General features: G+C 75.3%; 15 protein-coding genes. 6 read left to right on the plus strand and 9 right to left on the minus strand.

Annotated features, from left to right (window positions below):
• Positions 1-25: 25 nt before the first annotated feature.
• Complete coding sequence (locus tag ACZ6PY_RS24760) at positions 26-367, plus strand: PadR family transcriptional regulator (protein ID WP_466075539.1); 342 nt, start codon at positions 26-28, stop codon at positions 365-367.
• Positions 364-1,308, plus strand: a complete 945-nt coding sequence (locus ACZ6PY_RS24765) for a permease prefix domain 1-containing protein (protein ID WP_466075545.1) — start codon at positions 364-366, stop codon at positions 1,306-1,308. The genes ACZ6PY_RS24760 and ACZ6PY_RS24765 overlap by 4 nt, the downstream gene beginning before the upstream one ends.
• A 67-nt stretch (positions 1,309-1,375) precedes the next feature.
• Here ACZ6PY_RS24765 and ACZ6PY_RS24770 read toward each other — a convergent pair whose 3' ends face one another.
• Positions 1,376-1,945 (minus strand): GNAT family N-acetyltransferase, encoded by a 570-nt coding sequence (locus ACZ6PY_RS24770; protein WP_466075550.1) that lies wholly within the window; start codon positions 1,943-1,945, stop codon positions 1,376-1,378.
• A 163-nt stretch (positions 1,946-2,108) separates the two neighbouring features.
• On the opposite strand from ACZ6PY_RS24770, the gene ACZ6PY_RS24775 reads away from it, so the two are divergent.
• Positions 2,109-2,648, plus strand: a complete 540-nt coding sequence (locus tag ACZ6PY_RS24775; RefSeq protein WP_466075553.1) for an RNA polymerase sigma factor — start codon at positions 2,109-2,111, stop codon at positions 2,646-2,648.
• A complete protein-coding gene (locus ACZ6PY_RS24780; protein WP_466075556.1) occupies positions 2,641-3,183 on the plus strand; it encodes a hypothetical protein in 543 nt (180 codons plus the stop codon). The genes ACZ6PY_RS24775 and ACZ6PY_RS24780 overlap by 8 nt, the downstream gene beginning before the upstream one ends.
• Positions 3,184-3,192: 9 nt before the next feature.
• Here ACZ6PY_RS24780 and ACZ6PY_RS24785 read toward each other — a convergent pair whose 3' ends face one another.
• Positions 3,193-4,590 (minus strand): serine/threonine-protein kinase, encoded by a 1,398-nt coding sequence (locus tag ACZ6PY_RS24785; protein WP_466075561.1) that lies wholly within the window; start codon positions 4,588-4,590, stop codon positions 3,193-3,195.
• A 167-nt stretch (positions 4,591-4,757) separates the two neighbouring features.
• On the opposite strand from ACZ6PY_RS24785, the gene ACZ6PY_RS24790 reads away from it, so the two are divergent.
• Positions 4,758-5,351, plus strand: coding sequence for a hypothetical protein (locus tag ACZ6PY_RS24790; RefSeq protein ID WP_466075567.1), 594 nt, complete (start codon positions 4,758-4,760; stop codon positions 5,349-5,351).
• A gap of 72 nt (positions 5,352-5,423) precedes the next feature.
• Here the strand turns inward: ACZ6PY_RS24790 and ACZ6PY_RS24795 are convergent, their stop codons facing one another.
• The 7 genes from ACZ6PY_RS24795 to pgsA all read right to left on the minus strand — a co-directional run bounded on the left by ACZ6PY_RS24795 (position 5,424) and on the right by pgsA (position 11,430).
• Positions 5,424-6,173 (minus strand): YebC/PmpR family DNA-binding transcriptional regulator, encoded by a 750-nt coding sequence (locus ACZ6PY_RS24795; RefSeq protein ID WP_151464323.1) that lies wholly within the window; start codon positions 6,171-6,173, stop codon positions 5,424-5,426.
• 180 nt (positions 6,174-6,353) lie between these two features.
• The gene (gene pdxT / locus ACZ6PY_RS24800) at positions 6,354-7,013 is read right to left on the minus strand and encodes a pyridoxal 5'-phosphate synthase glutaminase subunit PdxT (protein ID WP_466075570.1); all 660 of its coding nucleotides are present in this window, start codon (positions 7,011-7,013) and stop codon (positions 6,354-6,356) included.
• A 56-nt stretch (positions 7,014-7,069) separates the two neighbouring features.
• The gene (pdxS, locus tag ACZ6PY_RS24805) at positions 7,070-7,987 is read right to left on the minus strand and encodes a pyridoxal 5'-phosphate synthase lyase subunit PdxS (RefSeq protein ID WP_107075150.1); all 918 of its coding nucleotides are present in this window, start codon (positions 7,985-7,987) and stop codon (positions 7,070-7,072) included.
• Between the two features lie 136 nt (positions 7,988-8,123).
• Positions 8,124-8,627: a hypothetical protein gene (locus ACZ6PY_RS24810; protein ID WP_466075573.1), complete on the minus strand. Its 504-nt coding sequence runs from the start codon at positions 8,625-8,627 to the stop codon at positions 8,124-8,126.
• 82 nt (positions 8,628-8,709) lie between these two features.
• Positions 8,710-9,870 (minus strand): glycosyltransferase family 4 protein, encoded by a 1,161-nt coding sequence (locus tag ACZ6PY_RS24815; protein WP_466075576.1) that lies wholly within the window; start codon positions 9,868-9,870, stop codon positions 8,710-8,712.
• A gap of 13 nt (positions 9,871-9,883) precedes the next feature.
• On the minus strand, positions 9,884-10,813 hold the full coding sequence (locus ACZ6PY_RS24820; RefSeq protein WP_466075579.1) for a phosphatidylinositol mannoside acyltransferase: 930 nt from the start codon (positions 10,811-10,813) through the stop codon (positions 9,884-9,886).
• On the minus strand, positions 10,810-11,430 hold the full coding sequence (pgsA, locus tag ACZ6PY_RS24825; RefSeq protein ID WP_466075582.1) for a phosphatidylinositol phosphate synthase: 621 nt from the start codon (positions 11,428-11,430) through the stop codon (positions 10,810-10,812). Before pgsA ends, ACZ6PY_RS24820 begins: the two co-directional genes overlap by 4 nt.
• Before the next feature lie 252 nt (positions 11,431-11,682).
• On the opposite strand from pgsA, the gene ACZ6PY_RS24830 reads away from it, so the two are divergent.
• Positions 11,683-13,845, plus strand: coding sequence for an elongation factor G-like protein EF-G2 (locus ACZ6PY_RS24830; RefSeq protein ID WP_466075585.1), 2,163 nt, complete (start codon positions 11,683-11,685; stop codon positions 13,843-13,845).
• Positions 13,846-13,942: the final 97 nt, after the last annotated feature.

The following is a 13,942-nucleotide window of genomic DNA, read 5'->3' on the forward strand; positions in this document are numbered from 1 at the left end:
TGTGACGCACACTATGGTGTGACGCATGGTGAGCGACGAGGTCCTCCGGACCCATCTCCAGGAGCTGCGGCGCGGCAGCGTCGTGGTGGCCAGCCTGGTGGCCCTGCGCCGACCCGACTACGGCTACGCGCTGCTGCAACGGCTGGCCGCGCACGGCTTCCCGGTCGACGCCAACACCCTCTATCCCCTCCTCCGCCGGCTGGAGGAGCAGGGGCTGCTGACCAGCGAGTGGAACACCGAGGAGAGCCGGCCGCGCAAGTTCTACCGCACCAGTGACGACGGCGAAGCGGTGCTGGGCCGCCTCCTCGACGACCTGGCCGCGGTGCAGACGTCCGTCACCCAGCTGATCGAAGGAGTGGGACGATGAGCTCCCTGACCGACCGTTACCTCGCGGCCACCCTGCGGGCCGTGCCGCAGCAGCGCCGGGCGGAGCTCGCCGACGAGCTGCGCGCCTCCATCGAGGACATGATCGACGACCGGACCGGCGGCGGCCAGGAGCGCGAGACCGCCGAGCGCGAGGTGCTCACCGAGCTGGGCAACCCCGAACAGCTCGCCGCCCGCTACACCGACCGCCGCCTCCAGCTCATCGGCCCGCGCTACTACCTGGTCTGGTGGCGGGTGCTGCGGCTGCTGCTCACCTTCATCCCGGCGATCGTCGGCGTGGTCGCCGGCGTGGTCAAGGCGACGGTCGGGGGCGAACCGGGCGCGGCGATCGGCGCCGGCATCGCGAGCGCCCTGCAGACCGCCGTGCAGATCGCGTTCTGGGTCACGCTGAGCTTCGCCGTGCTGGAGCGCACCGACACCTCGCTCAACCTGCCCGAGTGGACGGTCGACCAGTTGCCCGAGGAGACCCGGGAGCGGCAGGTCACCCTGGTCGACACCTGCGCCTCGGTCGTGTTCCTGGTCGTCGCCATCGCGTACCTCCCGTGGCAGCACTTCCAGCCCTGGCTGTCCGGGGACGGCTCCCGGCTGCCGATGCTCGACCCGGCGCTCTGGCGCCTGTGGCTGCCGGCGCTGATCGTGGTGCTGGTCGCCAGCGTGGGCCTGGAGATCGCGAAGTACCGGGCCGGCCGGTGGACCTGGCGGCTGGTCGCGGTCAACGCCGTGCTCGAACTGGCGTTCGCGGTGCCGCTGATCTGGCTGCTGATCACCGACCGGCTGCTCAACCCGGCGCTGATCGAGCGGTTCGCCTGGCTGCGCGAGGGCGGCGCGGACGACGTGACCCGCGTCGCCGCCGTGGTCACCGCCGCGGTCGTGGTCTGGGCCGTGATCGACAGCGCGGTGAAGGCCCGCAAGGCCGCCGGCTGAACACCCGCCGCCGGCCCGGTCGCGCCCTCCCGACGGGGGGCGCGGCCGGGCCCGTGCGCGCCCGGCCTCAGACGCTTGTCGCCAGCGCCCGCCACTCGCGGGCGAGCAGGGCGTACACGGCCTCGTCGGTCCACTCGCCCTTGACGAACTCGTTCTCCCGCAGGTGCGCCTCGCGGCGCATGCCGAGGCGCTCCAGCACCCGGGCCGACGCGGTGTTGCGGGCGTCCAGCCGGCCGACGATCCGGTGCAGCCCGAGGCCGTCGAAGCCGAGCCGCAGCATCTCCCGCGCCGCCTCGGTGACGTACCCCCGGCCGGTGTGGTCGGGGTGGGCGACGTAGCCGATCTCGCCCTGGCGGTGCTCCCCGCTGGTCCAGCTGAGCAGCACGTCGCCCACGAACTCGCCGGTCTCCGCCAGGACGACGGCCAGGTTGAGCACGTCACCCGGCTGGCGCAGCGCGGTGCGGCGCACCATCCGGTCCACCGCGGCCCGGGCGGCGGCGTCGGTGTAGGGCTCGTGGTAGAGGAACCGGGTCACCTCCGGCCGGCCGCGGTAGTCGCGGAGGACGGCCAGGTCGGCGAGGGTGAAGGCGCGCAGCAGCAGGCGCTCGGTGCGCAGCGGCAGGTCGGGAACGAGCATGCCGGCAGGGTACGGGGGCGCGGGCCGGCAGGTCAGCCCGGTTTCCCGGCGAACCCGGACACGCCGGTGCCCTTGCGTCGGCTGCCGGACTCCTCCGGGGCCCGCGGGCGGCGGCGGGCATAGCCTGGAACCCCCGGCCCACCGGCGAGCACTGGACGAGCTGATGCCTCTCCCGGACGGTACCGACGAGCTGGCCCGGTCGGCCGCGCGCGGCGACCCGGGAGCGCTCGACGCGCTGCTGGTCGCCGTACGGCCCGAGGTGCTCCGCCAGTGCGCCCGCCTGCTGCCCCACCGGCAGGACGCCGAGGAGGCCTGCCAGGACGCGCTGCTCGCGCTGGCCCGCGGGATCACCCGGTTCGAGGAGCGCTCGTCGTTCCACACCTGGCTGTACCGGCTCACCGCCAACCGGGCGCGCTCCACCTACCGGGTGCTGCGCCGGCGCTGGCAACTGGAGGCCGGCGGGGTGCCGCTGCCCGACCCGCCCGACCCCCGGCGGACCAGCGTGGTCGCCGGCACCCGGCTGGACCTGCTCGACGCGCTCGACAGGGTCGCGCCCGACCTCGCCGAGGCGGTGACGCTGCGGGACGTGCTCGGGCTCGGCTACCGCGAGATCGCCGGCCTGCTCGACGTGCCGGAGGGGACGGTCAAGTCCCGGATCCACGAGGCCCGCCGGCAGGTCCGGCGGCGGATGTCCGATGGGTGAGCCGCGCAGCCGTGGCCGCCGGCGTCCCGCCGCGCTCGCCGTCCTGGCCGTCCTGGCGGGTGTGCCGGGCTGCGCCGCCGACCGCCCGGTCTCGCCGCTGCCGGTCCGGCCGCCGACCCCGGCGACGAGCACCGTCGGCGCCGCCGCGCCGCCCACCCCCACCGCACCCGCTCCGGGGCCGTCGACGGTCACCCCGCCGAGCCGGCGCCCCACGCCGCCCGCGCCGACCCGCAGCCGGACGGCCCGGCCGCCCGCGTCGCCCGCGCTGCCGGGCGCGTGCCTCGGCCCGGTCCGCTACGACCTGGTCCTCGCCGAGACCGAGCTGGCGCTGCTGAAGTCGCTCTGCTTCGCCACCGGCGGGATGCTGCGCATCCGGGGCATCGGGCCGGGTCAGGTCACCGTGGACCGGGAGGACCTGGTCTCCCGCAGCTACGAGGCCGGCGTGGTGGACATCCGGTTCGTGCGGACCGGCACCGTCGTGGTGACGATCCCGCAGGACGGCCGGACGTACCCGATCACGGTGGTGGTGGTCTGACCCGGCGGCCTACCGGACCCGCACCCCGGCGAGCAGGGCGTCGACGAACTCCGGGCCACCGCCCGGCGGCGGGGTGAGCTGCACGTAGAGCAGGCCGGCCGCACCGGCGGCCCGCCCGGCGGCCTCGACGATCACCGGCCGGCCGGCGGGGCAGGCGAACGCGGCCACCACCCAGTCGACGCCGCCCTGCCGGGTGTGCCGCACCGGCGCCGCGGCGCAGTCCGCGTGCGGGCGTTCGGCGAGGAAGCCCTCCGGGGTGGTGCGGCGGGCCGTACCGGCGGAGAGGCCGACGAAGGCGCCCGGCGCGCTCGGGTCCGCCGCCCAGCGGCCCGGGTCCGGGGACACCACCAGCGCCGGCTCCAGCTCGCCGTCGTCGCCGTACTGCCCGGTCCAGCCGGTGCCGTCGGCCCGCCAGCCGGACGGCAGGGCGACGGTCAGCGGGCCGCTGCGGCCCAGGACGCCGGTCCCGGTGCGGCCGGCGGCGTCGCCGGCCGTCGCACCCGCGGCGACGAGCAGCACCGCGACCGCGCCCAAGACGGCGAGCCGCCGCCGGCGGGGCGGCGGGGCGGCGGGCGCCGCGGCGGGCCCGGCGCGGGCCGTGGGAGCCGGCCCGCCGAGGCCCGGGGCGGCTCGCCGGAGGGCCGCCCGGAACGACGCCGCGTCCGGGTAGCGGTCGGCCGGCCGCGCGGCGGTGGCGGTCCGGAGCACCGTGGCGACCGCGGGCGGCACGCCGGCCCGCAGTCTCGGCGGTGCACGGCCGGGCCGGGAACCACCGGTCGGCACGGCGTCGCCGAGCAGCCGGAGGCCGAGGCGGCCCAGCCCGAACACGTCCGCGCGGGTGTCGACGACCGCGAGCGGGTCGTCCTGCTCCGGCGCCATGTAGCCGGGAGTGCCCGCGCGGGCGGTCAGCCCGGAGGCGGCGGCGAGCGCCTTGGCCAGCCCCAGGTCGGCGATGAGCACCCGCTCACGGCCCGGCCCCGACCGGAACAGGATGTTGCCCGGCGTCAGGTCCCGGTGCACCACGCCGTGCCGGTGCAGCACCGCCACCCCCGCCGCGATCTCGTCGAGCAACGCCACGGCCGCGGCCACCGGCAGCGGGCCCCCGGCCAGCCGGTCCCGGAGGCTGCCGCCGTCCGCCCAGGCCAGCACCGAGTACGGGCGGCCGTCGGGCAGTTCGCCCACGGCGTGCACCCGGACGAGGCGGTCGTGGTCCAGCCGGCGCAGCAGCCGGGCCTCGTCCAGGAAGCGTTCCCGCACCCGCAGGTCGTGGCTCCAGTTCTCGGCCAGCACCTTGACCGCCACCCGGCCGTCGAGCACCGGGTCGTACGCGAGCCAGACCGTGGCGAAGGACCCCGCCCCGAGCAGCCGCTCCACCCGGTAGGCCCCGATCCGGGTCGGCGCCGTCATCGCATCACCACCCCGGCCGCCGTTCCCCCGACGGTAGACGCCGTGACCGGCCGGGGGCACTCCCGACCTCGCCCACCGGTCCCCGAAGGCGGTCGGGAACCCGACGAACCGAACCCGCCGGGCCGGAGACCAACAGGGCAGGAGAACCGAACCGAAGGAGAACCGCCATGAACCGTCTCTGGCCCACCATCCTCACCGGGCTGCTGGCCCTCGCCACCGTCGCCCCGGTGACCGCCGCCCCGGCCTCGGCCGGCGTGCCGGCGGCCCGGGCGACCGCCGACCCCGCGCCGGCGGCCCCGGTGGGCGCGTCCGCCGCGGAGGTCGAGGTGCTCAGCGTCCGCGGCGCCGGGCCGTACCGGATCGGCGCCCGGCTGGACCGGCTCGCGGCGGCCGGCCTGATCGACTGGACGGCGCCCGGGTGCGCCGGGGTACAACACGCCGGCGCCACCGGGGTCTGGGCCGGGAAGGTCCTGCTGGCCTTCCGGGACGGCCGGCTGGTGTCGGTGGGTACGGCCACCGTCCCGCCCCGCTCCCCCGCCGGTGCGTCGGTCGGCATGTCCTTCGCCGACCTGGAGCGCATCTACGGGCGGCGCGGCGGCCTGATCCGCAACGACGCCGGGGACGCCGAGGCGTACCTGGTCCGGTTCGGGTCCCGCGTCGAACTGTTCACCGGCCACCCGATCCGCCCCGGGGTCGGCTACTACGAGGCCGGCGCGGCGTCCCACGTCGAGCGGGCCTTCCGGCGGGGGACGTCCTGCTGACCGGGCCGGGAGACGACTTCGCGCCGGGCGACCTGGTCGCCCGGCGCGGAGTGCGCGTACGTGGGGTGGAGGTCAGCCGACGGCGGCCATGACCTCGTCGGAGACGTCGAAGTTGGCGTAGACGTTCTGCACGTCGTCGCAGTCCTCGAGGACGTCGATCAGCTTGAAGATCTTGCGCGCGCCCTCCTCGTCCAGCGGCACGTTGACGCTGGGGATGAGGGAGGACTCGGCCGACTCGTACTCGATGCCGGCGTCCTGCAGGGCGGTGCGCACCGGGATGAGGTCGGTCGGCTCGGAGACCACCTCGAACGCCTCACCGAGGTCGTTGACCTCCTCGGCGCCCGCGTCGAGCACGGCCATCATCACGTCGTCCTCGGTGGTGCCCTCCTTGGGGACGATCACCACACCCTTGCGGGAGAACATGTACGACACCGAGCCGGCGTCGGCGAGCGAGCCGCCGTTGCGGGTCAGCGCCGTGCGCACCTCGGTGGCGGCGCGGTTGCGGTTGTCGGTGAGGCACTCGATGAGCATGGCCACGCCGTTCGGGCCGTAGCCCTCGTACATGATGGTCTGCCAGTCGGCGCCGCCGGCCTCCAGGCCCGAGCCGCGCTTGACGGCGCGGTCGATGTTGTCGTTCGGCACCGAGCTCTTCTTCGCCTTCTGGATGGCGTCGTAGAGGGTCGGGTTACCGGCGGGGTCCCCGCCGCCGGTCCGGGCCGCGACCTCGACGTTCTTGATCAGCTTGGCGAACATCTTGCCGCGCTTGGCGTCGATGACGGCCTTCTTGTGCTTGGTGGTCGCCCACTTTGAGTGGCCGGACATCTCATACCTCCGTCTGTTGACCCACGCCTGCGTCGACTGTCCGCGCCCGCGCCGAACCGGGACCGCCGGGCGGTCGGCTGGGGGGCGGCGGCGGGCGGTGAGCCCTGCCGAACCGCCGCAATCCTACCGAGGTCGCGTCCCCGCATGTCACACCCGCACCGGGGGCGGTGCCGCGACAGCTCAGGCGGCGGCCCGGACGAGATCCACGAAGTAGCGGTGCAGCCGCAGGTCGCCGGTGAGTTCGGGGTGGAAGGAGGTGGCCAGCAGGTGGCCCTGCCGCACGGCGACGATCCGGTCGGCGGCCGGCCCGGACGACGACTCCAGCTCGGCGCGTCGGACGCCACGCTGCGACCTGGTGTCGTCGTCGGTGACCCGGCCGAGCACCTCGACGCCCGCGCCCACCCGCTCGACCCACGGGGCCCGGATGAAGACCGCGTGGAACGGCGGGCCCCCGACCCCGGTGATCTCGACCGGCGCCTCGAACGAGTCGACCTGCCGGCCGAAGGCGTTGCGCCGGACGGTCATGTCGATGCCGGCGAAGCCACGCTGGTCGGGGCGGCCGTCCAGCACCTCGGCGGCCAGCATGATCATGCCGGCGCAGGACCCGTAGACCGGCATGCCGCCGGCGATCCGCTTGTCGATCGGCTCGCGCATCTCGAAGATGTCGGCGAGCTTGCTCATGGTGGTCGACTCGCCACCCGGGACCACCAGGCCGTCGACCGCGTCCAACTCGGCCGGGCGGCGCACCGGACGGGCGTCCGCGCCGGCCCCGGCCAGGGCGGCGAGGTGCTCGCGCACGTCGCCCTGGAGGGCGAGCACACCGATGACGGGTGCGGTCACTCCGCGCTCCTTCCGCTCGTCGGACGGGGCCCGGGCCGGGCCCCGTCCGGTCACCGTCACCAGCCGCGCTCGGCCAGCCGGTGCGGCTGCGGGATCTCGTCGACGTTGATGCCGACCATCGCCTCGCCCAGGCCCCGGGAGACCTTGGCCAGCACGTCCGGGTCGTCGTGGAAGGTGGTGGCCTTGACGATCGCGGCGGCGCGCTGGGCCGGGTTGCCCGACTTGAAGATGCCCGAGCCGACGAAGACGCCCTCGGCGCCGAGCTGCATCATCATGGCCGCGTCGGCCGGGGTGGCGATGCCGCCCGCGGTGAACAGCACGACCGGCAGCTTGCCGGTCTCGGCGATCTCCTTGACCAGCTCGTACGGCGCCTGCAGCTCCTTGGCGGCCACGAACAGCTCGTCGGCCGGCAGCGACTGGAGCCGGCGGATCTCCTTGCGGATCTTCCGCATGTGGGTGGTGGCGTTGGAGACGTCGCCGGTGCCGGCCTCACCCTTCGAGCGGATCATGGCGGCGCCCTCGGTGATCCGGCGCAGCGCCTCGCCCAGGTTGGTCGCGCCGCAGACGAAGGGGACGGTGAACGCCCACTTGTCGATGTGGTTCTCGTAGTCGGCCGGGGTCAGCACCTCGGACTCGTCGACGTAGTCGACGCCGAGGGACTGGAGGACCTGCGCCTCGACGAAGTGGCCGATCCGGGCCTTGGCCATGACGGGGATCGACACGGCGTTGATGATGCCGTCGATCATGTCCGGGTCGCTCATCCGGGAGACGCCGCCCTGGGCGCGGATGTCGGCGGGCACCCGCTCCAGCGCCATGACGGCGACGGCGCCGGCGTCCTCGGCGATCTTGGCCTGCTCGGGGGTGACCACGTCCATGATCACGCCGCCCTTGAGCATCTCGGCCATGCCCCGCTTGACGCGGGCGGTGCCGACGACCGGGTTGGCGTTGGTGTTCGGGGAGGTGGATTCGGGCACGGGTCATCGCTCCTTGGACGTGCTCGGGGGGTGGCTGCGCACAGGCTACGACGGTGTCAACGCCGGTCCCACAGCCAATCAGACCCCCGGTGGCCTGCTCTGTGGTCGGCGTCACCGGGGTCGGGCCACCGCCCGCTCAGCCCGTGGTGACGTCCGCCTTCGGGGTGAGCGTGGGGTCGTCGACGTCGAAGTAGCGGGGCCACTCCCGCCCGCGGCCCATCCGCAGCAGGCGTACCAGGGGGCGGCCGCGGGCGGCCCGGGCGTCGCGGACCAGGTCGGTGTGCACCTGCCGGGCCAGTGCCAGCCGGCGGCTCGCCGCGATCACCGCCTCGCAGGCCGGGTCCGCCGGGTCCAGCTCGACCGTGCGCAGCTGCCGGGTGAGGTCGTTCTCCGCGGCCTCCCGCTCCTCGCCGACGGCGTCCAGGGCGATCCGGGCGGCGGAGTACAGCTCGACGCCGTAGCGCTGCTCGGCCAGCACCGCGGCGGCGGCCGCGCGGCGCAGCAGGTGCGCGTCGAGCGCCCGGGCCGCCGACTCGGCGCGGGCCTGCAGCCGCTCGACCCGGCCGGCGGTCCAGATCAGGTACGCCGAGACCAGCCCGAGCGCCAGCGCCCCGCCCACCACCCACCACATGCCCGGCATCGTAGTGCTGCTCCTCATCCCGCCCGGCCGGCGCGGGCACCGGTCGACGCGCTCGTCACAGCGGCCCCACCGGCCACCGGATTCAGCCCAGCCCCGCCCATTCCTGGTCCATGACCCGGCCGTCGGTGGCCTCGATCGCCGCTGCGTATACCTCCAGAACCCGCCGGGCAACCACGGGCCAGTCGAAATTCGCCACCACCTGGTCGCCGGCGGCGGTCAGCCCGGCCCGCTGCCCCGCGTCGTCGAGCAGTTCGGTCAGGGCGCCGCGCAGCGCCGCCGCGTCCCCGGTCGGGAAGAGCCGGCCGGCCCGCCCGCCGTCGAGCACCCGGCGGAACGCGTCCAGGTCGCTGGCCACCACGGTGGTGCCGGCGGCGAGCGCCTCGGTGAGGATCATCCCGAAGGACTCCCCTCCGGTGTTCGGCGCGACGTAGAGGTGCAGGCTGCGCAGCATGCGAGGTTTGTCGGCCTCGGAGACCATGCCGAGGAAGGTCACCCGGTCCCGCAGCTCGGCCGGGAACTGCCCGTAGAGGTCGTCGGCGTCGCCCGGCCCGGCGACCAGCAGGCGCAGGCCCGGCCGGTGCGGGGCGAGCGCCACGAAGGCGTCCCGCAGGATCGGGAAGCCCTTGCGCGGCTCGGTGAACCGGCCCAGGAAGCCGAGCGTGCCGCCGGTGCCCGGCGCGCACTCCCCCGGCCAGCCGGGCAGCGGCTCGACGCCGGCGAACTTCGCCACCGCCACCCCGTTGGGGATCTCCACGGCGCCGCCGTCCATGTGCTCCACCTGGACCTTGCGGGCCAGCGCGCTCACCGCGATCCGGGCGGTGAGCCGCTCCAGCAGGATCTGGAGCACCCCCTGCGCGGCGGACAGCACCCGCGACCGGGTCATCGCGGTGTGGAAGGTGGCCACCACCGGGCCCCGGGCGCAGAGCACGGCGAGCATCGACAGGCTGGGGGTGAGCGGCTCGTGCACGTGCAGCACGTCGAAGTCGCCCCGGGTGATCCAGCGCCGCACCCGGGCCGTGGAGACCGGGCCGAAGGCGATCCGGGCGACCGAGCCGTTGTACGGCAGCGGCACGGCCCGGCCGGCCGACACCGCGTACGGCGGCAGCGCCGCGTCCTCGTCGGCCGGCGCCAGCACGCTCACCTCGTGGCCGAGCCCGAGCAGCGCCTCGGCCAGGTCCATGACGTGGTTCTGCACCCCGCCGGGGACGTCGAAGGAGTACGGGCACACGATGCCGATCCGCATTGCGCCCGCTCCCTCAGATCGTCCCGGTGGTGGCCGGCGGCTGCGACATCGTGCCGTCGGTGCGCTGGTCCAGCCACATCCGCTGCAACATGTGCCAGTCTTCCGGATGCCGGGCGATGCCCGCCGCCAGACCGTCGGCAATCCGCTGGGTCACCGCCCGCACCCGGGCGTTCAACGGGGCGCTGTCCTCCCCGGGCAGCTCCAGGGGGCCCTCGATGGCGGCGCGGGCGCCGTCCGGCTCGTACCAGAGCGAGGCCACGTAGAGCGGCGCGCCGGTGCGGATGGCCAGCAGGGCCGGGCCGGGCGGCATCCGGGTCGGCCCGCCGAAGAACTCCACGTCCACGCCCCGGGCGGAGAGGTCCCGGTCGGCGAGCAGCGGCACCACGGCACCCGCCCGCAGCCGGTCCACCAGCACGTCGAACGCCGGCCGGTCGCCCCCGGAGGTGGGCAGGATCTCCATGCCGAGGCCCTGCCGGAAGGCGAGGAAGCGCTTGTAGAGGCCCTCCTGCCTGAGCCGCTCGGCGACCGTGGTGATCGGCCAGCCGTTGGCCGCCACCCAGGCGCCGGCGGCGTCCCAGTTGCCGGCGTGCGGCAGCGCGACCACGGCGCCCCGGCCGGCCGCCACGTCGGCGGCGAGCTTCTCCTGGCCGTCGAGGTGGAACCCGGCGAGGATCTGCTGCCGGCTCAGGCTCGGCAGGCGGAACGCCTCCAGCCAGTACCGCGCGTACGACCGCAGGCCGTCGCGGACCAGCCGCTCCAGCTCCGCCTCGGGCAGGTCGGGGCCGACCACCCGGCGCAGGTTGGCGCGCAGCCGCCGCGTACCCCTGCCGTTGCCGCGGTGGGCGCGGTCGGCGCCCGCCCGGAAGGCGGCGGCGACCACGGGCCGGGGCAGCGCGCGGACCAGCCGCCAGCCGGCGACGTAACCCGCCTCGGTGAGGTTCACTCCCGGCCGACCAGCTGCGCCTGCCGGTACACGTGGGCCATCCGCTGCCCGACCGTGAAGATCGAGACGGCGGCGAGCAGCCAGAGGGCGATCTCCAGGGCCGGGTCCACGCCGAGGCCGGTGAGCAGGCCGCCCACCCCGACGATCAGCAGCCGCTCGGTGCGCTCGGCGATGCCCACGTTGCAGGTCATCCCGAGCCCCTCGGCGCGGGCCTTGACGTAAGAGACGAGGCCGCCGGCGGCCAGGCAGAGCAGCGCGGCGGCCACCGCCGAGTAGTCGTGCTCGGTGGCCAGCCAGTAGGCGACCGCGCCGAAGACCGCGCTGTCGGCGATCCGGTCCATGCTCGAGTCGAGGAAGGCCCCGAACCGGGTGGAGCCGCCGCTCATCCTGGCCATCGTGCCGTCGAGGAGGTCGGTGAGCGCGAAGACCGTGACGATCAGCGCGCCGGCGACCAGATGACCGCGGGCGCCGAAGCCGAGGGCGCCGGCGAGCACGCCGAGGGTTCCGGTCACGGTGACCGCGTTGGGGGACACACCGGCGCGGAGCAGGCCGCGCGCGACCGGCTCCACGACGCGGGTCATGCCCGCGCGGGCCGTCACTTGGAAGATCTTCGCCATGGCGGTCCCACGATAACGGCCGGCAGCGGCCGGGGACACAGCCGGTCGTCCCGACCCGCCTGGCGCTCTTGTGTCGGCCCGGTTACCGGTGTGAGATCGAGCGTGGGAGGTGAGCCAGCTCACCGGACCACCCGTCCGCCTACCCGTCGTCCAAGGGATCACCGGAAGATATCGCCGCGGTGCCCGCCCCGGGCCGCTTCCCCGTCGCGCGCGGCGGTCGCCACCACCACCGGTTGAGGGAGGTGCGCCGCGATGGCGCAGAAGAATCAGGAGAAGGGTGTCACCGGCGGCGCGCCGGTGGTGACCGAGCCCGGCAGGGTTCGCAACGTGGTGCTCGTGGGGCACTCCGGAGCGGGCAAGACCACCCTGGTCGAGGCGCTGCTCGCGGCCAGCGGCACGATCGGCCGGGCCGGCAGCGTCACCGAGGGCACCACCGTCTGCGACCACGATCCCGCCGCCGTGCGCCAGCAGCGCTCGGTGAGCCTGGCCTGCGCCCCGCTGCTGCACCGCGACGTCAAGGTCAACCTCCTGGACACCCCCGGCTACGGCGACTTCGTCGGCGAGCTGCGCGCCGGGCTGCGGGCCGCCGACGCGGCGCTGTTCGTGGTCTCCGCCGTCGACGGCATGGACGCCGCCACCGCCGCCCTCTGGGAGGAGTGCGCCGCGGTGGACATGCCCCGCGCCGTGGCGGTGACCCGGCTGGACCACCCGCGCGCCGACTTCGACGAGGCGGTGGCCCTGTGCCAGCGGGTCTTCGGCGACAACGTGCTCCCCCTCTACCTGCCGATGCTGGGCGACGACGGCGAGTCGGTCGCCGGCCTCATGGGGCTGATCACCCGGCGCGTCTTCGACTACTCCGAGGGCCTGCCGGCGGCGGTGCGCGAGCCGGACCCGGAGCACCTGCCGGCCATCCTGGAGTCCCGCAACGAGCTGATCGAGGGCGTCATAGCCGAGAGCGAGGACGAGACCCTCATGGACCGCTACCTCGGCGGCGAGGAGATTGACACCGAGGTGCTCATCGCCGACCTGGAGACGGCGGTGGCCCGCGGCCACTTCTACCCGGTGGTGCCGGTCTGCGCGGCGACCGGCGTCGGGCTGGACGCGCTGCTGGACGGCCTCGTGGCGGCGTTCCCGTCGCCGCTGGAGCACGAGCTGCCCGCGGTCACCGGGGTGGACGGCTCGCCCCGGCCGCCGCTGGCCTGCGACCCCGACGGCCCGCTGGTCGCCGAGGTGGTCAAGACGACGGTGGACCGGCACGTCGGGCGGGTCTCCCTGGTCCGCGTCTTCTCCGGCACGCTCCGCCCGGACCAGGTGGTCCACGTGTCCGGGCACGGCATGGCCGAGCGCGGTCACCCCGACCACGACGCCGACGAGCGGGTCGGCCACATCTACAGCCCGCTCGGCGCGGCGCTGCGGGAGGTGCCGACCGCGGTGGCCGGCGACATCTGCGCGATCACCAAGTCGGGCAGCGCGGAGACCGGCGACACCATCTCCGCCAAGGAGGAACCGCTGCTCGTCGCCCCGTGGGAGATGCCGGAGCCGCTGCTGCCGGTGGCCATCGTGGCGAAGAGCCGGGCCGACGAGGACGCCCTGGCCCGCAACCTGGCCCGGCTGGTCGCCGGCGACCCGACCCTGCGGCTGGACCGCAACGCCGAGACCCACCAGCTGGTGCTCTGGTGCATGGGCGAGGCGCACGCCGACGTGGTGCTCGACCGGCTGCGCGCCGGCGGTGTGGAGCTGGAGACCGAGCCGGTCCGGGTGGAGCTGCGCGAGACGTTCACGGTCGCCGCCAGGGGCCACGGCCGGCACGTCAAGCAGTCCGGCGGCCACGGCCAGTACGCGGTCTGCGACATCGAGGTGACGCCGCTGCCCCGGGGCGCCGGCTTCGAGTTCGTGGACAAGGTGGTCGGCGGCGCGGTGCCGCACAACTACATCCCGTCGGTGGAGAAGGGCGTACGGGCCCAGATGGAACGCGGCCTGGTCGGCGGCTACCCGGTGGTGGACCTGCGGGTGACCCTGTTCGACGGCAAGGCTCACAGCGTCGACTCCTCCGACGCGGCGTTCCAGACCGCGGGCGGGCTCGCCCTGCGGGACGCCGCCGAGAAGGGACAGCCGACGCTGCTGGAGCCGGTCGACGAGGTGACCGTCCGGGTGCCCGACGCGTCGGTGGGCGCCGTGATGGGCGACCTGTCCGGCCGGCGCGGCCGGGTGCTCGGCACCGAGCCCGACCCGGACGCCGAGGGGCGCACCCTGGTCCGCGCCGAGGTCCCCGCCACCGAGCTGCTCCGGTACGCGGTCGAGCTGCGCTCGATGACCGCCGGCACCGGCACCTTCCGCCGCGAGTTCGCCCGCTACGAGCCGATGCCCACCCACCTCGCCGAGCAGGTCCGCAAGGAGGCCGGCGGCCGGTCCTGACCGCGCCACCGCACCGGCCGCCCAGGCCCGTCCCGCGCCCGCCGGAATCCGTCCCGGGCCGCGCAGGTGCGCCCGGGCGGGCGGCGGGTGCGTGGGG

The organism is Micromonospora sp. NPDC048907, from assembly GCF_055586885.1.